This is a genomic window from Sorangium sp. So ce302, from assembly GCF_051530145.1.
Classification (GTDB): Bacteria; Myxococcota_A; Polyangia; order Polyangiales; family Polyangiaceae; genus Sorangium; species Sorangium cellulosum_B.
Genome location: NZ_CP150326.1, coordinates 9,625,381 through 9,643,177, shown reverse-complemented (window position 1 = coordinate 9,643,177; position 17,797 = coordinate 9,625,381). Strand labels below are relative to the sequence as shown.

At 69.5% G+C, this 17,797-nt stretch carries 14 protein-coding genes and 2 pseudogenes; 8 read left to right on the top strand and 8 right to left on the bottom strand.

From position 1 onward, the window contains the following. Positions 1–51: 51 nt before the first annotated feature. Together WME73_RS36545 and WME73_RS36540 are read left to right on the top strand one after the other, a co-directional pair. A complete protein-coding gene (locus WME73_RS36545) occupies positions 52–2,886 on the top strand; it encodes a serine/threonine-protein kinase (RefSeq protein WP_437912547.1) in 2,835 nt (944 codons plus the stop codon). Positions 2,887–2,974: 88 nt separating this feature from the next. Next, positions 2,975–3,817: an alpha/beta fold hydrolase gene (locus tag WME73_RS36540; protein ID WP_437740943.1), complete on the top strand. Its 843-nt coding sequence runs from the start codon at positions 2,975–2,977 to the stop codon at positions 3,815–3,817. A 410-nt stretch (positions 3,818–4,227) separates the two neighbouring features. Here the strand turns inward: WME73_RS36540 and WME73_RS36535 are convergent, their stop codons facing one another. The 7 genes and pseudogenes from WME73_RS36535 to WME73_RS36505 all read right to left on the bottom strand — a co-directional run bounded on the left by WME73_RS36535 (position 4,228) and on the right by WME73_RS36505 (position 12,749). After that, entirely contained in the window at positions 4,228–5,667 is a 1,440-nt protein-coding gene (locus WME73_RS36535) for a sigma 54-interacting transcriptional regulator (RefSeq protein WP_437912546.1), read from the bottom strand. A gap of 140 nt (positions 5,668–5,807) precedes the next feature. Beyond that, entirely contained in the window at positions 5,808–6,680 is an 873-nt protein-coding gene (locus WME73_RS36530; protein ID WP_437917481.1) for an RCC1 domain-containing protein, read from the bottom strand. Positions 6,681–6,758: 78 nt separating this feature from the next. Next, positions 6,759–6,881 (bottom strand): annotated as a pseudogene (locus WME73_RS36525) (hypothetical protein); the annotation flags it as partial. A 101-nt stretch (positions 6,882–6,982) separates the two neighbouring features. Continuing rightward, positions 6,983–8,275, bottom strand: a pseudogene (locus tag WME73_RS36520) (RTX toxin); the annotation flags it as partial. A 643-nt stretch (positions 8,276–8,918) separates the two neighbouring features. Continuing rightward, on the bottom strand, positions 8,919–9,389 hold the full coding sequence (locus WME73_RS36515; protein WP_437912545.1) for a hypothetical protein: 471 nt from the start codon (positions 9,387–9,389) through the stop codon (positions 8,919–8,921). Further along, positions 9,353–10,807: a hypothetical protein gene (locus WME73_RS36510; RefSeq protein ID WP_437912544.1), complete on the bottom strand. Its 1,455-nt coding sequence runs from the start codon at positions 10,805–10,807 to the stop codon at positions 9,353–9,355. The genes WME73_RS36515 and WME73_RS36510 overlap by 37 nt, the downstream gene beginning before the upstream one ends. A 100-nt stretch (positions 10,808–10,907) precedes the next feature. Next, positions 10,908–12,749: a DNRLRE domain-containing protein gene (locus WME73_RS36505; protein WP_437912543.1), complete on the bottom strand. Its 1,842-nt coding sequence runs from the start codon at positions 12,747–12,749 to the stop codon at positions 10,908–10,910. A gap of 243 nt (positions 12,750–12,992) precedes the next feature. Here WME73_RS36505 and WME73_RS36500 point away from each other — a divergent pair, with 243 nt between their 5' ends. Genes WME73_RS36500 through WME73_RS36490 form a run of 3 tightly spaced genes read left to right on the top strand, consistent with a single transcriptional unit; the run spans position 12,993 to position 14,661 of the window. After that, positions 12,993–13,379, top strand: coding sequence for a helix-turn-helix domain-containing protein (locus WME73_RS36500; protein WP_437912542.1), 387 nt, complete (start codon positions 12,993–12,995; stop codon positions 13,377–13,379). Beyond that, on the top strand, positions 13,376–14,116 hold the full coding sequence (locus tag WME73_RS36495; protein ID WP_437912541.1) for a transposase: 741 nt from the start codon (positions 13,376–13,378) through the stop codon (positions 14,114–14,116). Before WME73_RS36500 ends, WME73_RS36495 begins: the two co-directional genes overlap by 4 nt. Continuing rightward, complete coding sequence (locus WME73_RS36490) at positions 14,113–14,661, top strand: hypothetical protein (RefSeq protein WP_437912540.1); 549 nt, start codon at positions 14,113–14,115, stop codon at positions 14,659–14,661. The genes WME73_RS36495 and WME73_RS36490 overlap by 4 nt, the downstream gene beginning before the upstream one ends. A gap of 121 nt (positions 14,662–14,782) precedes the next feature. Here the strand turns inward: WME73_RS36490 and WME73_RS36485 are convergent, their stop codons facing one another. Further along, positions 14,783–15,169: a helix-turn-helix domain-containing protein gene (locus WME73_RS36485; protein WP_437912539.1), complete on the bottom strand. Its 387-nt coding sequence runs from the start codon at positions 15,167–15,169 to the stop codon at positions 14,783–14,785. Positions 15,170–15,633: 464 nt separating this feature from the next. Between WME73_RS36485 and WME73_RS36480 the strand changes: the two genes are divergently transcribed. The 3 genes from WME73_RS36480 (at position 15,634) to WME73_RS36470 (ending at position 17,555) form a co-directional block, all read left to right on the top strand. Continuing rightward, on the top strand, positions 15,634–16,194 hold the full coding sequence (locus WME73_RS36480) for an RNA polymerase sigma factor (RefSeq protein ID WP_437912538.1): 561 nt from the start codon (positions 15,634–15,636) through the stop codon (positions 16,192–16,194). Then, a complete protein-coding gene (locus WME73_RS36475) occupies positions 16,191–16,433 on the top strand; it encodes a hypothetical protein (protein ID WP_437912537.1) in 243 nt (80 codons plus the stop codon). Before WME73_RS36480 ends, WME73_RS36475 begins: the two co-directional genes overlap by 4 nt. A 252-nt stretch (positions 16,434–16,685) precedes the next feature. Then, the gene (locus tag WME73_RS36470; RefSeq protein ID WP_437912536.1) at positions 16,686–17,555 is read left to right on the top strand and encodes a hypothetical protein; all 870 of its coding nucleotides are present in this window, start codon (positions 16,686–16,688) and stop codon (positions 17,553–17,555) included. Positions 17,556–17,797: the final 242 nt, after the last annotated feature.

Here is a 17,797-nt window from a genome sequence, read left to right as displayed (position 1 = left end):
GTGCCCGCCGGACCGTTGAAGACGGCTCGACGCCGGTGCATCCTCCGCCTTATGCGCCCGGGAGAGGTCATCGACAGCCGCTTCCAGCTCGAGCGCGTCGCGGCCTCCGGTGGGATGGGGACGGTCTACCGCGCCGTCGACCGGGCCACGGGGGCGCAGGTCGCGCTCAAGCTCCTCGGCCAGCCCGACCGGAGCGCCGCGCACCGCTTCGAGCACGAGGCGCGGATCCTCGCCGAGCTCGATCACCCGCGGATCGTCCGGCACGTGGCCCACGGCATCACCCCCGACGGGGTGCCCTACCTCGCCATGGAATGGCTCGAAGGGGAGAGCCTCGCGCAGCGCCTCGCCCGGCAGAAGCTCGATCTCGAGGAGAGCCTCGCCCTGCTCCGCGCGGCCGCCGAGGCGCTCGGGGCCGCGCACGCGCGGGGCATCGTCCACCGCGACGTCAAGCCGAGCAACCTGCTGCTCGTCGGCGGCGAGGCCGCCGGCCTGAAGGTGCTCGACTTCGGCATCGCCCGGATGAAGCGCACCATCGGCGCGCTCACGCAGACCGGCTCGGTGATGGGGACCCCCGGCTACATGGCCCCGGAGCAGGCCACCGGCGAGCGCGACCGCCTCGACGCGCGGGCCGACATCTTCTCGCTCGGCGCCGTGCTCTTCGAGTGCCTCACGGGCAGGCCCGCGTTCCAGGGCCAGCACGTGATGGCCCTGCTCGCGAAGCTCCTCATGGAAGACCCGCCGCGCGTGCGGAACCTCCGGCCCGAGGTGCCGCAGGAGCTCGACGAGTTCGTCGCCCGCATGCTCGCGAAGGACCCGGAGCAGCGGCCGCGCGACGGCTCGGCCGTCGTCGAGGCGCTCGACGCCCTCGAGCGCGATCCGACGAGCGGCCTGGCCGCGCCCCCCGTCCTGTACGAGGCGATCACGGCGTGCGAGCTCCGGCTGCTCTCGCTGGTGGCCGCGCGGGAGCCGCGCTTCTCGCCCTGCGACAGCGCGGCCAGCACGCTCGTCGCCGCGGCGCCGAGCGACCTCACGAGGAAGCTCTACACGAGCGCGCAGCCGTTCGGGGCGCGCGTGGACGCGCTCGCCGACGGGACGATCGTGCTCTCGATCGCCGGCGTTGGCGACGCCGCCCTGCAGGCCGCGCGCGCGGCGCGGTGCGCCCTCACGCTCGTCGAGCTCGTGCCGGAGGCCTCCGTCGTGCTCACGACCGGCCGCGCCGAGCACACCGGCAGCCTCCCGGTCGGCCCGGTCATGGACCGCGCGGCCGCGCTCCTCGCCCTCGCGGAGCGCGACGCGCGCCCGGAGCGGAGGCCCGCGCCCGTGTGGATCGACGACGTGACGCGGGCGCTGCTCGACGCGCGGTTCGAGATCGAGCCGGCGCGGTCCGGCACGTTCTTCCTGCTGCATGAGCGCGAGGTCGGGCGGTCGGCGCGGACGCTCCTCGGCAAGCCGAGCCCCTACGTCGGCCGCGACAGGGAGCTCCGGAACCTGCGCGAGCTCCTCGAAGACAGCTTCGGCGGGCCCGAGCCCCGCGCCATCCTGATCACCGGGCCGCCCGGGATCGGCAAATCCCGCCTGCGGTACGAGCTCATCGAGATCCTTCGGGAGCGGCACCCCGAGCTCACCGTCGCGGTCGGCCGCGGCGACTCGCTGAGCGCGGGATCGCCGTTCTCGCTCCTCGGCTCCGCGCTCCGGGGCGCGGCCGGGATCACCGGCGGCGAGCCCGCCCCGGCGCAGCGGGAGCGGCTCCTCTCGCTGGTCGCCCGCGCCCACGCGCTGACGCCGGGCGAGAGGACGAGGATCGCCGCGTTCCTCGGCGAGATCGTCGGCACGCCGTTCCCGGGCGAGGCCGATCCGAGGTTCCTCGAGGCGCGGCAGAGCCCGGCCCTGATGGCCGACCAGATCCCGCTCGCCTACCTCGACTTCATGGAGGCGGCGTGCGCGGCGGGGCCCTACCTGCTCGTGCTCGAGGACATCCAGTGGGGCGACGCGGCGTCGCTCAAGCTGATCGCGCGGGTCCTCCGGGAGCTCCGCGACCGGCCCTTCGCGGTGCTCTACCTGGCGCGGGTCGAGGTGCGGAAGGTCTTCCCCGTCCTCTGGGAGGGCAGCGAGGTGCACGAGATCACGCTCGGCGCGCTGCCGCGCCGCGCGGCCGAGGAGCTCGTGCGGCAGATGCTCGGCGACGGGTTTCCGCCCTCCGAGGTCGCGCGCCTCGTCGAGCGCGCGAGCGGCAACGCGTTCTACCTGGAGGAGCTCATCCGGGCGGTCGCGGAGGGGCGCGCGGACAGGCTGCCGGAGACGATCCTGGGCATGGTCGAGGCGCGGCTCGAGGCCATCCCCGCGGAGGCGCGGCGGCTGCTGCGGGCGGCGAGCATCTTCGGCGAGGCGTTCTGGAAGACCGGGGCGCTCGCCCTGCTCGGCGACGCCGGCGGGTCGACGCTCGCGGTGGACTGGCTGCCCTGGATGCTCCAGCGCGAGCTGCTCGAGCGCCGCGAGCAGAGCCGCTTCTCGGACGAGGAGGAGTACGCGTTCCGGCACGCGCTCATCCGCGACGGCTGCTACGCGATGCTCCCGGACCACGATCGCGCGCTCGGGCACCGGCTCGCCGCCGAGTGGCTCCTGCAGGCGGGAGAGCACGACGCCAAGGTGCTCGCCGAGCACTTTGAGCGGGGCGGCGAGCCGCGGCTCGCCGTGGAGTTCTACCTGCACGCGGCGGAGCAGGCGCTCGCCGGGAGCGATCCGGCCGCCGCGCGCGCGCTCGCGGACCGGGGGCTCGCCCTGGGCGCGGAGCGGGACGTCGAGGCGGTGCTCCGCGGGATCCGGGAAGGGGCGTCCCGCGCGCTGGGCGTGGCGGACGAGCGCGCCGCGCCCTCGTCGCGCTCGTGAGCGCTCAGGGAGGCCGCTTCCGAGGCCGCGGGTGCCGACGGCGCGAGGCCTGGCGCCGCGCCACGGTCCGTGATTTCACTCGATCACGATGAGAGTGCAGACAGGCGATGTCCGGCTGTTCTTCGATGTGGAAGGGGCGAAGCTCGTCCCCGAGGGGCCCGCGATGCGGGAGCGACCTACCGTGATCCTGCTGCACGGCGGGCCGGGAGGCGATCATACCGAGTTCGTGCCGTTCGGCTCGGCGCTCGCCGAGGTGGCGCAGGTCGTCTATCTGGATCACCGCGGCTGCGGGCGCAGCGATCGCAGCGGGCCCGAGCGGTGGAACCTCGAGACGTGGGCGGACGACGTGCGGGCGTTCTGCGACGCGCTCGAGATCGAGCGGCCCGTCGTGCTCGGAAACTCGTTCGGAGGCATGGTGGCGCAGGCGTACGCGGCGCGATACCCCGATCACCCCGGGAAGCTGATCCTGACGAGCACGACCGCGAAGCTCCGCCTCGATCGCATGCTGCCCGTCTTCGAGCGGCTCGGGGGCGCGCAGGCGGCCGACATCGCGCGCCGGTTCTTCGCGGAGCCGATGCCCAATTTCCACGACTACATCCGTGTCTGCCTCCCGCTCTACCGCCAGTCGCCGCCGGAGGAAGACGCGCTCCGCCGCGCGGTCCTCCACCTCGACGTGGGCGGCTATTTCGTGGCGGGTGAGATGCAGACCTACGACCTGCGCGCGGACCTCGCGCGCGTCCGGTGCCCCACCCTCGTGCTGTCCGGCGATCTCGACCCGTTCGCGACGACCGCGGATGCGCGCGATCTCGTCGCCGCCTTGCCCCGGGAGCTCGTCCAGGCGCGGAGCTTCCCCCGCGCCGGGCACGCGGTGCTCGACGACGCGCGCGACGAGGCGCTCGCAACGATCCGGGAGTTCCTCGGCGCGCCCTGAGCGACGGACGCCCGGGAGCCGAGCGCGCGGGTCCGACCCGCATGGGGCGGAGCCGCCTGCGCCCCCCAACAAGGCACAAAAAAAGAGCGCCCATTCGACGGCGGGGGGGGAAGCCGTCACGGGCGCTCTGGTCTACGTACTTAGCAGGATGCGGGCCAGGGTCATCCTTCAGGCTTTCCCTGGGTTTCCCCTGAGGCAAACGTCCGATGCCTTTCATTCGTGAGATCGGGCCTTGCAGACATGGCAGCTCGGTCGCCCTGAAGGCAGGGGGTCGCGCTCGCCAGCCGCGCCCGCGCTTGCCAGGGCCGGGTGCATAGCGCCGCACAGCGATCGTTGCGGCGACACGCCCACGCCGCCGCGTCACCTCCGAGGCACCCGCGCGACGCCGGCCAGGGCGGCTCTCTCAGGGGTCACCCCTCCGCGTCGTCGCCGCCGGCGGCCTCGTCGGTCGCCGTGCGCCGCCCGAGCCAGCGGCGGAGCTGCGTCCGGTGCACGCCGAGCTCGCGGGCCGTGCGCGCCACGTTCCCCCCTTCGCGGCGCAGCACCGCCTCGATGACCTCGTCGGCGGGCAGCGACGCTGCCCGCCGCGTCTGCCGCTCGCCGGGCGGGGGCAGCGACGATGGCTGGCTCCTCCACGCGGATTGCTCCGGCGCGCTCGCCTGTGGCGCGACGAAGGCTTGCCCCGCCGAGGGCGACAGGTGCCGCGCCTTGACCACGGGGCTCATCTCGAGCTGCGCCGCATGCGCCGCTGCGCGGATCTCCGCCATCATCTCCCGCACGTTGCCGGGCCACGCCCGCACGAGGCACGCCTCGATGAGCGACGCGTGGGCCACCAGCGGCGCGCTCTCCTGGCCGCGCTCGACAGCAGCGACGGCGCTCCGCAGCGCCACGTCCACGAGCCACGGCACCTCCTCGGGCCGCTCGTGGAGCCGCGGAATGCGGACCGCCGGCTGCGCGATGCGGAAGTAGAAATCCTCGCGGACCTTCCCTGCGGCCACCTGCGCGCGCAGATCCTTGTGGCTCGCCGACACGAGCGCGAAGTCCACCTGCACGGGCCGCGCGGCCCCGAGCGGGATCACCTCCTTCGCCTCGAGCGCGCGGAGGAGCTTCGCCTGCACCCCGAGCTCGAGCTCGGCCACCTCGTCGAGGAAGAGGACCCCGGCGTGGGCGGCTTGCACGTACCCGTCGGAGTCGGCCACGGCGCCCGAATAGGCCCCCTTGCGCGCGCCGAAGAGCAGCCGCTCGGCGAGCCCGTTGGGGATGGCGGCGCAGTTCACGGCGACGAACGGCCCCCCGCGCCGCGCGCCGAGGGCGTGGAAGGCCCGCGCCGCGTGCTCCTTGCCGGTCCCGCTCTCGCCGGTGATGTGGAGCGTCGCTCCCAGGTGCGCCGCGCGATCGATCGCGTACCACGCACGGGCGAGGGTCGCCCCGAGGATCGTGCCCCCGGCCGTGGAGATCCCCGCCCGGAACGGCGCCACGTCGGCCCGGAGCACGAACACCGATGAGCCCGTGCGCACGATGCGCAGCTCACCGCCCGCGCGCGCGCCGGTCAACGGAACGCCGTCGAGCGACGTTCCGTTTCGGCTATCGAGGTCTTCGACCTCCCACTGGCCCTGGGTCCAGCGCACGCGCGCGTGTTTGCGCGACATCCGCAGGTCGTCCAGGGGGACGCCGCCGACCTCGCCGCGCCCGAGAGCGAGCTCGCCGTCCTTGAGCGGGAGGACATCGCAGCGAGGGCTGTCCACGGAGAAGACCAGCACCAGCCCCGGTGTCGGCTTCGTGGCACACAAGAGTCCCGAAGCCGCTCCGAGCGCGTCGTCCAGGGTCGTCGTGAATGTCGTGGGCGCCACGTCGCCGACGAGTGTAACGTGGACCCGCAGCGAGAGCGACGCCGTTGCCGGCGCGCTTGCCGTCGACCCGCAGGCCCGCCGCGCTGCGAAAGCGAAGATCCACAGGCTCACGCCGCCGGGCGCGATCGAGCCGAGCGCCGTCAGTTCGGCAAGGGGAGCCAGAGCTGGCCGTCGACGCTGTGCCCCCAGCAGTAGACGGTGCCGTCGGCCTTCACCCCGCAGTTATGGCTCCTGCCCACGCGGAGCTCCACGAAGGTCCCCGCGGGGTCGGTCGCCTTGTCGCTGGAATCGAGCCCCCAGCAGTGGATCGTGCCGTCCGTCTTCAACCCGCAGCTGTGGGAAGAGCCCGCGCCGACCTGGGTGTACGTCCCCGCCGGAGCGGTGGCCTGGCCGAAGTTGTTGTATCCCCAGCAGTAGACGGTGCCGTCGGTCTTCACCCCGCAGTTGTGATTCAAGCCCGCGCTGACCTGCTGGTAAAGACCAGGAGGCGTGTCGGTCTGGCCGAAGTCGTTGTACCCCCAGCAGTGCACGGTGCCGTTCGTTCTCACCGCACAGCTGTGACTTTCGCCCGCGCTGACGCTGAGGAAGTCGCCGTCCTGATCCTCGGCCCTGCCGTTGAGATTCTGGCCCCAGCAGTCCACATCGCCGAGCGTCGTCACCCCGCAGGTGTGGTAGGAGCCCGCCTCGATCTGAACGAAGGGGCCAGCGGGCGCGGTGATCTGACCGTACGTGTTGTCCCCCTTGCAGTCCGCCGTGCCGTTCGCCTTCAGCCAGCAGGTGTGCTGGAAGCCCGCGCTCACCTGGGTGAAGGTGCCAGCGGGCGCCACGCCCCAGGAAGAAGTCGTGTTTCCCCAGCACTCCTCCGTGCCGTCCGCCCTGATGCCGCAGCTGTGATCGTCGCCCACGGCGACGTGCGAGAACGCCATCGTCGGCGGCGCGGTCCGCCCTGACCCGGGATATCCCCAGCAGCCCACACGGCCGGTCGCCGTCACGCCGCAGGTGTGATCTCTCATCGCGTTGATCTGGATGAAGTAGGCGTCGGGCGGTGAGGCCTGATCCTCGGTGTCCCTCCCCCAGCAGTCCACGTAGCCGGCCGTCCGCAGGCCGCAGCTGAAGTCGTGGCCCAGGGTGACCTGGGTGAAGGTGCCGGCCGGATCCGTGGCCTCGCCGTAGGTGTTGCTCCCCCAGCAGTGGACCGCGCCGTTCGTCCGCACCCCGCAGCTGTGGTGATCGCCCACGCTGACCTGGGTGTAAACGTACGGGGGGCCGTGCTCTGTCCCTGGGCGTTGAGACCCCAGCAGTGGACGCTGCCGCTCGTCCTCACCCCGCACGTGTGGAAATCGCCCGCGGCGACCTGGGTGAAGGTCCCCGACGGATCCGTCGCCTTGTCGTATTCGTCGTTCCCCCAGCAGTGGACGGTGCCGTTCGTCCTGATCCCGCAGTTGTGGTCGTGGCCCGAGGCGACGTGGGTGTAGCTGCCCGGCGGATCCGCGTCCTGTCCATGGCTGTCGTCTCCCCAGCAGTTGACCGCGCCGGTCGCCGTCACCCCGCAGGAGTGACGGGTGCCCGCGCTCAGCTGCCGGTAGGCGCCGGCCTGCGCCGTGGACTGGCCGTACGCGTTGTCCCCCCAGCAGATCATCGTGCCGTTCGTCCGGAGCGCGCATGTGTGCAAGGCGCCCGCCGCGACCGTGACGTGCCCGAAGGCGCTCCCGATCGCCGGATCCGCCTCGTCGGTGCCCCAGCAGTCGACCGTGCCGTCCAGCCTCAGTCCGCAGGTGAGCCCGCGTTGCGTGCTGATCTGGGAGAAGAAGCCCGGAGGATCGATCGCCCCGCCATGCGCGTTGTCTCCCCAGCAGTCGACGGTGCCGTCCGGCTTCAGCCCGCAGCTGTGATAGACGCCCACGCTGACCTGGACGAAGGTGTCCGGGGGGGCGTCGAGCTGACCTTCATTGCTGCGCCCCCAGCAGTGGACCGTCCCGTCGGTCCTCAGCGCGCAGCTATGAAACGAGCCCGCGCTGACCTGGGTGTACGCGCCCGTCTGGTCCGCGCCCTGACCATAGGTGTTGTTGCCCCAGCACCTGATCGTGCCGCTCCGCCGCACCGCGCAGTTGTGGGAATCGCCTGCGCTGAGCTGTATATACTGCGACAGCTGATCCAAGCTCTGGCCGTGGTTGTTGCGCCCCCAGCAGTCGATCGTGCCGCTCGTCCGCAGCGCGCAGGTGTGATCCCGGCCAGCGCTGACCTGGACGAAGGTGTAGTCGGGACTCGGGGGATCCCAGGGGTCCACCGAGGGATCCACGGGGGCAATGGCCTGACCATCGGTGTTGCGGCCCCAGCAGTGGACCCTGCCGTCCGTGCCGACCGCGCAGCTATGGGCGTCGCCCGCGCTGACCTGGAGGTAGTTGCCCGCGGGATCGTCGGCCTGGTGCTCGTCGTTGAGGCCCCAGCAATCGATCGTGCTGTTCGGCCTCAGCGCGCAGGCATGGCTGCGGCCGGCGCTCACGATCGACTCGTCGAATGCGGCGTGGAGCGGCGTGTCGTCGTCGCGGAGGGCTTGCGGGACCGCGGCGAGCTCGTCGCCGACGTCGGCGCCGGGAGCGCCCGGCATCTCGCCGGCGCACCCGAGCACGGCGAGCGCCGAGGCGCCCAGCGCGAGCGAGAAGCCGAGCCTCCGGCCCCGGCTCGCGCGCGAGCTCACGGCAGCAGGTTTTCTGGACGTACGGTGCAACATGGTTCCTCGATGATGATGTGTTAAGGTTAGGAGAGAAGAGCGGCAGGAGCCCTCTCCGACCCTTGTCGTGGCGGAGGCAGGAGGTCGCCCTCGGCGCAGGCTCGTGCGAAAGGGCTCATGGCAATCGGTGTGCCCGGAACGATCGCCGGGCGCGCCCCCGGGCCACCGCCGAGCGGCGCGGCAGGCGGCGTCCGCGGCGTGCACTGCTCGAAGGGCGGGGTCACGGCGCGGCGGTCCCTGCCCGAGAGCGAGCCGGCGGCACCGGACGAATGGCACGTGGCACGTGCCACGTGCCACGTGCCACGTGCCACGTGGGCGCGCGTGCCACGAGCTAGGGGTGCCGGCGGCTCACGACAGGACACATGGCTCTTGACGATCGACGCCGCGGAGACGGCGAGCTCGTGGCGTCCGCTGCGCCGGTAATCCAGGCAGCGTCCGGCACCGCGCGAGGCCATGCAGCCCTGATGCGACGAGATGCCGCACAGTCAATGGGTCGCATGGGAGAGCGCGAGGTCGCGAGTCACCTCGTGCGCATGAGACGTCGAGATATGCTGCGCTGGACGACCGCGAGCGCGGCGCTGGGAGGCCTGGGCAGGTCCCCCGCTCGCGTCCATGCATCCAGGGGCTCGCCCGGGGCGGGCGCGGTGAGCGTGAGGTCGTACTGCTCCTCGTCGTCGGCGTTGACGGGCGCCGCCTCGCCCTGCAACGCGGCGAGGAAGGCCGGCGCCTCTGCGCTCGCCACCTTGAACAAGGTGTCACCGAGGGTGACGTACCAGTCCCCGTCGAACCAGCGCCCGTGTCCGAGGTCGCTGCTGATCTCCTCCGGGGCGGCGCCAGGCCGCCCGATGTAGCGCTTCTTGTTGTTGAGGAACATGACCTCGCCGGTGTCGCTGATGCCGTCGTGCCCGATGCGCAGCTCCTGCTGATCGAACTGGCTCGGCGTTGCGAAGCTGCTCAGCTGGTGCTCGTCGCCCGAGGGGTCCGCAGCCATACCTGGTTGACGGCCCCGTCGCTCTTCAGGTAGGCCGCATATCCTGCGTGCAGCAGCAGCCCTGCCGCATCGCCGGTCCTGGAGTCGCCGAGGAACACCTCCGCGCCGTCGGCCGTGTAGAGGTAGCTCGAGCTCACCGATCCGTTCCACCACCGGCCGGCGACGTTCGTCCCGTCGGTGATCGGCCGTTGCAAGTAGCCGGGGTGGTTCCCGAGGCGGATCTCGCCCGGCCCGCGGATCCACGGCTCTTCGTGCGTGCTGTAGTAGGTGTCGCCTGACGCCGTGATGTCGGCCTGGAACGGCGACGCGCTGCCAGGGTCGAGCCACAAGCTCGTCTCGACGCCTGTCGAGAACGTGTGCACGATGGCCTCGTCGTCGTCGGCCCTCGTCCACAGGAGCGTATCGCCGTTCACCGCGTCGAGGCGGCCCTGCCTGGGCGTCCGGTCCAGCGCGCCGTCCTTCCACAGGAAGACGTATCCGTACCACGCTTGCATGGCGGCGCCGGACGGCGTGAGCGCCCCGTAACCAGGCTTGTGCATCCAATCATGGTGCATCCGGAGCTCCCCGAGCCACGTCACCTGCTGCGTCATGCGATCGACGACGCCGATCTGGAGCGCGTGATCGATGAACAGGACACGCGTCGCGTCGAAATCGAGGATGGCGCCGGGGGCGCGCTGGACGGCGGTGAGCTTCGGGCTCCGCTCGACGTAGACGCGCGGGAGCGCCCAGTCGTAGAAGCCGAGTCCCCCGCCGAGGGTCGGCCCGTACCAGACGGGGCCCACGTCGTCCATCGCTTCGAGCCTGATCGTGAGCACCTCGCCCGACTGAAGCGGCGATGATAGGTAGTGCAGCACGTCCATCCTCCCTGGCACCGACGACGGGACGCCGACCAGCACCTCATCGCGCACCTGGCTCCGGACGCGCGCCTTGAACTGCGTGCAGGAATAGGGAGGCGTCCCCACGCACGTCGCAGCGATGCGGGTGTCCCCGGTGAGCGTGCGGTTTGGCCGCGGGCTCGCCACCCAGACGCTGGGCGGCGCGTACTTGTGCACGGTATACTGCCGCGTCGACGCTCTGCCGAGCTTGTCGTACGCGGTGAACGTCAAGGTGTGAGGGCCGTAGGGCACCGTGCTCGTGTCGATCGTCGCATAGTAGCGATTGTTGTAGTCGTTGAAGGTGAGCGGGGTCGTCACCCCTGCGTATTCGGCTTCGACGGAGTAGACGTCTTCGTAGGGTATTGCGGCGATGCTGACCTGGATGTTGTTGAAATCGGATATCGCGCTCTTGTGATCTTTTCTCCAGGTGGTTCGCCCGAAGAACTGAATCTGGTCCAGGACCACCTCCGCCAGCGCGGAGGTGGTCGAGAGGGACATCCACGATGCGACCGCACAACCGACGACCGTCCGAGGGAAACGCATGGGGCCTCCGGGCTAGTACGCGGCTCTGATGCCGCCGCGGCTCGCCCCGTTCAACCGGCGGGCCCGCGACGCGGCGGAAGCGGCCGGGGTCAGGAGGCGGTCAGTGGAAGCACACCTCGAGCGAGGGGCGGTCCCCGAGGATGCCGTGCTCGCTCGAACGGTAGCTGGTGCGCGCCGTCAGGTCCTCCTCCAGGAGGAAACCGTGGTTCGGGTGCACGCCGTCGACCCACGCCTGGACGAGCGCGGTCAGGTCGACTGTCGCGACGCCGGACGAGGCCCCGAGGAACGTCGCCTCGACGGCCGGCTCGAAGCTGTCGGCGAAGCTGCTCCAGGTCACCGTGGACTCCGCCCAGGAGGCGTTGATGCGGTGCACCCGGATCTCGCCCGTGCCGGAGCTGTAGAGCGCGGTGCTGAACGTGGCCGACGCGACGGTGGCGCCGTACGGGACGGAGTCGAGCTCGAACCGGTACAGCGCGTTCTTCTCCGCGCCGTTGCTCAGGCCCGTGTGGAGATAGGAAGAGCTGCCCTCGTTGTAACTCGGGTACAGCGCCCAGATCGCCGTGTCCGCCACCTGGCCGAAGGTGCCCCGCTGGATCGTCACGCAGGCGACGTCGCAAGCGTCGCCCACGCCGTCACCGTCGCTGTCGGCCTGGTCGGGGTTCGGCGTGGCCGCGCAGTTGTCGCACGCGTCGCCGACGTCGTCACCGTCGCTGTCGGCCTGGCTGCGGTTCGGCGTGGCCGCGCAGTTGTCGCAGGCGTCGCCCACAAGGTCACGGTCGCTGTCGTTCTGGCTGGGGCTCGGCGTGGCCGCGCAGTTGTCGCAGAGGTCGCCCCGGCCGTCGCCATCGGCGTCGGCCTGGCCGTAGTTCGGCGCGGCCATGCAGTTGTCCTCCCCGTCGCAGATCCCATCCCAGTCGAAGTCGTCCGACCCTGGGCCTGCGCAGTAGTCGCAGGCATCACCGAACCCGTCGCCGTCGGCGTCGCTCTGGTCCGGGTTGTAGGCGTCAAAGCAGTTGTCCTCCCCGTCGCAGGCCCAGTCGGCGTCGATGTCGGTGTCCCCGGACGCGTAGCAGGGGTCGCACGCGTTGCCGTGGCCGTTCCAGTCGCTGTCTTGCTGGCCGGGGTTCGGCGTGTCCACGCAGTTGTCGCAGCGGTCGCCCACGCCATCGCCGTCTGCGTCGCGCTGGTCCGGGTTGGCGGTCGCGGCGCAGTTGTCCGCCTCGTCGCAGAGTCCATCGCTGTCGCTGTTGTACGACCCTGAGCCTGCGCAGTAGTCACAGGCATCACCGAACCCGTCGCCGTCGGCGTCGCTCTGGTCCGGGTTGGCGGCCGCGGAGCAGTTGTCCGCCTCGTCGCAGAGTCCATCGCTGTCGCTGTTGTACGACCCTGATCCTGCGCAGTAGTCGCAGGCATCACCGAACCCGTCGCCGTCGGCGTCGCTCTGGTCCGGGTTGTAGGCGTCGGAGCAGTTGTCGCACCCCGAGCCCGCACCCGCCGTGACGCCGTCGCCATCCCCGTCCGCGCTCCCCACGGGGAACGGGTCAACCTCGTAGCCTTCGCAGAGATCCCGGTCGGCGCAGCGCACGCTGGGGCCGGTCCAGTTGGCGTCGAAAAGACACGCTGACGCCGCTCCCTCGTCCGACGCGACGTCGACGCGCACGTAGCCCAACAAAACGTACTCATCACCGACCTTTGCGACCTGGAAGTCGTTACAGCCCGCGGGGTTGTAGAGCGCGAGCAACGCCGGATCGGTGATGCTCACCCGGAGCGGCGAGGCGTTGCACTCGCAGCCGTTCGAGCCTGGCACGGTGTCGAGCAGCGTGCCGTTCATGTACAGCGCGAAGCTGATGTTCACGCCGCAATCGGCGTGGCCGATGGTGTACGTGATCGCGGTGGTGGCCGCGTGCGCCGCATCGGGCAGCAGCACGAAGCCGAACAACAAGCCAAGCGTACGGAATAGCAAAATGCCAATTTTGCCTGGAAGGCGCATCGTTCCTCCTCGGTTTCGGGGCGCTCGCACCGGAGCGCACGGGGCAGGGGGCACATCCGATCTGCCCGGAGACCCGCCGGGCCGCGCTGCGCCCGTCGAGCTGCGCGGTCCAGAGCTCGTCGCTTCCCGCCCTAGAGCGGGGAGCAGGTCCGAGGTGCACGCTGCTTGCATCCCCGTAGCGGGAGGGCAGCAAGGATGCGACCCTGCGGACTCGACCTTCGAGAGCGCATCGTCAAGGCGTACAAGAATGGGGAAGGATCGGTACGCGACCTGGCTGAGCAGTTCGAAGTCGCACCGAAAACCGTGCAGTCCTATCTCACGCTCTACCGGACGACCGGCAGCGTTGCGCCGCGCCCTCGCGCCAACGGGCCGCGACCGAAGATCGACGGGCAAGCCCTGGATGACCTGAGGTCGCTCGTGGCGACCTCCTCCGACGCGACCCTGGACGATTTGGCTGACCAGCTCGCGCGCCGTGATCACATCGTAGCCAGCCGCCATACCGTCGGCCGGGCGTTGCGGCGGCTGAACATCACCCGGAAAAAAAAGCGCTCCACGCAGCCGAGCGCGACACGGAAGATGTGACAGCGGCTCGCCAGGCATTCGCAAAGAAGCTCGCTCGGCTCGACCCGCAAGAATTTGTTTTTATTGATGAATTTGGGACCAATCTGGGCATGACGCGGAGGCACGCATGGGCGCCACGGGGAATCCGTGCCCACGGTGCGGTGCCGCTCAACACCGACCCTATGATCACGCTCACGATCGGGCTGGCCCTCGATGGTGTCGTCGCTCCCTTCGCGTTCGAGGGCACCATGGACGGCGCAGCCTTCCGCGCGTACATCGAGGGACAGCTCGTCCCGGCGCTGAGGCCAGGCCAAGTCGTCATCGCGGACAACCTCGGGGCGCACCGCACGCGGGGCGTTCGCGAAGCGATCGAAGGCGCTGGCGCGAAGCTGATGTACCTGCCGCCCTACTCCCCGGACTTTTCTCCGGTCGAGAATTGTGGTTCCAAGATCAAAGAGTCGATCCGAGCGGACGCACCTCGATCGCCCTCAGCCGTCTACAAGTCGATGGGGCATGCGATCGGCGCGATCACTCCGGCGGACGCTCGCGGCTGGTTCAAGCACTGCGGGTACTGTATCCCTCGACCTGCTCTCCGCTCTAGATGCGACAGCGCTTGCCAAAATTCACCGTTCGGTGAGGATCGCCACGGCGGGGTCGCTGGAGGCTCGAACGCCACCGTCATGACGATGGTAGGCGGATCAGTGGATCGTGCCTTTGGACGTTATGTCGACTGCCGGTCGTTGGCGGGAAATTCTTGACAGCTCGGAATGGCTTTGCGCGGGCTGTCCTCGCGAGGTGGCAACTCCAGCACCGGGGGCGGCTCGTCGGTCGGCGCCGGCGGTCCGCCTCGACCGGGAGCGGCTCCGGGCCGGCGACGGCCGGCGCGATCGCGCTCTTCAGGAATCAGTTCCCCGAACCGTCGAACGAGTCCGGGAGCAGCTCCTCCGCCGGCGGGCCGGGCACTTCTCCGAACGATCTCTTCATCATCTTCGGCGCCCCGGTGAGCTCCTGCGCGGATCCATCCGGGACCATCGGCTGCGGCAACTGGCAGTGGGGCATCAGCATTCCCCCTGCGCTGCAGGTGTCCGGCATCATCGATCTGAGCGCGCCGGAGGTGTTGTTCTCGTACTACACTGTGAGCCGCCCTGACAGGGGCGGCTGCTGGTGGGGCGATGGCTCCTTCAGGTCCGGCACGATGGAGATCGTGAGCATCGACGCCGCGGAGGTCGTGGTCCGGCTGAGCGGCACCGATACCCACGACTTCGACGCCAACGGCGAATACACCGCAGCTCGATGCCCCTGACGTCCCTGGCTCCCTGACGGAGAAGAATTCTCTCGTCGAGGGTCTGGCGATTCCCAAGCGAACGAGACGTCCGCTTATTTCGAGCTACGTCACGAGCTGATCGACGTTCCTGCGCGGTGATTCAGCCGTGTGCGGCGCGCAGCTGCGCGCGGACAGCCGACGGCGTCGCCCCGGTCTCGCGCCGAAACGCGCGCTGAAACGCCTGCACCGTGGCGAACCCGACCGCGTGGGCGATCTGCTGGTTCGACAGCGTCGTCTCGCGGAGCAGGCGGCGCGCGTGCTCGGTGCGCAGCGTCGCCCGGTACGCCATGGGTGGCGCGCCCGTGGCCTCGAGGAACCGCCGGGCGAGCGTGGCGCGCGAGACGCCCACCGTTCGCGCCAGGGTGTCGACGCCCCACGCGCGCGCCGGGTCGTGCACGAGCTCGGCGATCGCGCGGGCGACGACGACGTCCTGCGTGGCGCCGAGCGCGGCGAGCTTCGCGGGCTCACGGTCGGGTAGTGGGGTCATTTGACCGAAAGTGGGGTCATTTGACTCCGAGGCTCGCGTGAGCGGGTAGGTTCGGCCGGAAGTAGTGCAGCCCGCGGCGATTGGCGTCGCCCGGGCTGCGTGGCCGAACCCCGTTCCAACCGGAGTCCGACAGTGCAGCTATACCTGATCCCACCCGACGGTGGGCAAGGCGGACGTGTACCCACACGCAGCCGCCGCGTCTGCGTCACCCGTTCCCTCACCGAACCCGAGCGCAAGCGCCTTCGGGCAGCCTTGCGGAACCTCCGCGCCCCGTACGGCACGTGGGCATGCCTTGCCGAGGTGATGGGCATGCCGACCCGTTCGATCCGCGCGATCGCGTCGGGCCAGTACGGCGGGTCGCCCGGTACCGCCATGCGTGCCGCGCGTGCGGCAGGAACCACCATCGAACGCCTCCTGGGCCGACCGGTCGCCGCTGACCGCTGCCCAACCTGCGGGAGGTCTGGATGAAGCGCCCGCGGAAGGGGGCCGGACGCCCGCCTGCCGCGCGACACCCCAGGAAGAAGCCGACGATGGAGGCGATCCTCGCGGAGCGCGGCATCGTCCTGGCGACGCTCGCCGGCATCCCGAAGCGCGACCGCGCCGACGTGGAAGCCGAGGTGCTGCTCAACGCCTGGAACGCCGTCCGCCGCGGCATGTACCGGCCCGACCCGAAGGACAAGCCGCGCGACGCGCTCCGGAAGTGGCTCCACGGCATCGCGTGGCGACTCGCCTCGCACTACATCCACAGCGCGTGGGCACGCCGTGCCGTGATTCATCCGAGCCCCCTCGGGTTGCTGCGGGAGCCCGTCGGCATCGACATGCACGCACAGATCGAGGCACGTGAGGTGCTCGACGCCGTGGCCAGCCTGCCGCCCTGGCAGCGGGACGCGTTGCTCTCCGTGGACGACCCGGAGAGCCTCGCCGCGTACGCCCGACGGCGCCGCATGAACCCAAGCACGGCGGCGTCCAGGCTCAGGATCGCCCGCGAAGCCTTGGCGCTGAAGCTGCGGAGGTGGAGGCGATGAACGACCGCGAGACACGCCGCGTGCTGACCACGGAGGACCTCACCTACCTCGCGGAGCAGGCGCGCGCCCTTGACCCGTACGTCATCCACCCCTGGGACCACGACCGGCTCTGGGCCGCCGTGCTCGCCGCTCAGATGAGCGCGACGACGCGCGCCGAACGCGAGGCCGTCGCCGAAGCGCGCGGTGCCTTGCAGATCCTCGACGCCATCGAGCGGCACTTCGCGCGGCGCGACGGGTAGCCAGCCTCTCCCAGCCATCATCTCGCCTTCCCTTCCTTATCTAGACACAGCCACGGCCTGAACACATGTACCTGAACTAGTGAACAGTTTCACGGGCCGAGGCAGGAGGCTACTCCTGGGTTGCCACGCACCTAGGCGCAGGCGAGCATCACTCCGATAACCGGGGCATACACAGCAATGAGACTGCGTGAGATACAAGAAATTCTGTCCGACAATCTGCCACATATCGAGCTAAACGCTGAGAAGACAGGCATGCCAGATAAGACGTCTGGCTACAGACTAACTTTCCTAGACAGGTGCCGGACGGCGCTCGAGAACCTCAGCACAATCGATGCGATGCGGTCGTGTGTCGCAGATGTAACAATCCACCCCATTATCGCGGAGCATCGAGACCCTGTCGTTGTCCCAGCAGCGGAATACACCAAGATAAAAGAGCTCTTACACCGCGTGGCATTTGTTGGGCGCACACTACTTCAGGCGATCAATCAGTCGCTGCCGAAGCAATCGCCGCTATCCGTTACGGTACAGATTCCTCAGCAAGAGGATCTAGAGCATCTTAAAGACTTTATCGACGATATCCAATGGATGATATCGACACTACGCGGAAATAAATTCGCGCCTCCAAAGGTGCAGAATTTTGACAATGGTTCACTGTGTCTTGAGCTGGTTTTCGATGGTGCGAAAGCTATTGCGTTACTATATGCTGCGGCCAGAGCGGCTCTGTGGATAAACCGTGAATTGCAGCGTCAGGATGCGGAACATCAGCGAAATCGGGCTCTCGGTTTGGCTGTTGCTGATCTCGAGCAGCCGTCACTGCTGAAGCAAAAGGTGACGGAACTCTTGCTTGAGAAACTCGCTAAGGACGTCGCGGAGAAGCACGACAAGGATGCGACCAGCGAAGACATATCGAAGCTGATGCGCGTCATTGAGAAGAACCAGAAGCTCTCTGAGAGAGGCATGAGGCTGATTCAGGCACACAATGCCCCATCCAGTCTTAAAGAGGAGTTTCCTGAGTTCACTGGGTTGCCATTGTCAGAGCTCGGTATCAACTTGCTGCAAGCAAAGCAAGCGAGTGCGCCGAAGCTTCTTGGCAGCGGTAGCGACGGTGGCCAGCCTGAATAGCTAAGCTTGCCCACGCGGCGACCCGTTTTTTGATCGCCAAAGCGCGATCGAGAGCGCTTGTTGTGTGGCTACGTCCGCGTTCATGCGTGGTGGCACCCAATCACGCCTTCCGCCACACCTGGGCACGAGCCGCGCGCCGAAGCGAGCAACCATCGCCGCCGCCACCAGTCCAGCCACGAACCCCGAGAGAAACTCGATCATGGCCGCCCCGCGTCGGCACCGATATTGCGCCGTGGCGACGA

Excerpts from the sequence above, each read along its gene's own strand:
- WME73_RS36510 (WP_437912544.1), bottom strand. The coding sequence starts at position 10,807 with ATGCGTTTCCCTCGGACGGTCGTCGGTTGTGCGGTCGCATCGTGGATG.
- WME73_RS36500 (WP_437912542.1), top strand. The coding sequence starts at position 12,993 with ATGCGACCCTGCGGACTCGACCTTCGAGAGCGCATCGTCAAGGCGTAC.
- WME73_RS36485 (WP_437912539.1), bottom strand. The coding sequence starts at position 15,169 with ATGACCCCACTACCCGACCGTGAGCCCGCGAAGCTCGCCGCGCTCGGC.
- WME73_RS36515 (WP_437912545.1), bottom strand. The coding sequence starts at position 9,389 with ATGGCTGCGGACCCCTCGGGCGACGAGCACCAGCTGAGCAGCTTCGCA.
- WME73_RS36545 (WP_437912547.1), top strand. The coding sequence starts at position 52 with ATGCGCCCGGGAGAGGTCATCGACAGCCGCTTCCAGCTCGAGCGCGTC.
- WME73_RS36540 (WP_437740943.1), top strand. The coding sequence starts at position 2,975 with ATGAGAGTGCAGACAGGCGATGTCCGGCTGTTCTTCGATGTGGAAGGG.
- WME73_RS36530 (WP_437917481.1), bottom strand. The coding sequence starts at position 6,680 with ATGAGAGATCACACCTGCGGCGTGACGGCGACCGGCCGTGTGGGCTGC.
- WME73_RS36480 (WP_437912538.1), top strand. The coding sequence starts at position 15,634 with ATGAAGCGCCCGCGGAAGGGGGCCGGACGCCCGCCTGCCGCGCGACAC.
- WME73_RS36470 (WP_437912536.1), top strand. The coding sequence starts at position 16,686 with ATGCCAGATAAGACGTCTGGCTACAGACTAACTTTCCTAGACAGGTGC.
- WME73_RS36475 (WP_437912537.1), top strand. The coding sequence starts at position 16,191 with ATGAACGACCGCGAGACACGCCGCGTGCTGACCACGGAGGACCTCACC.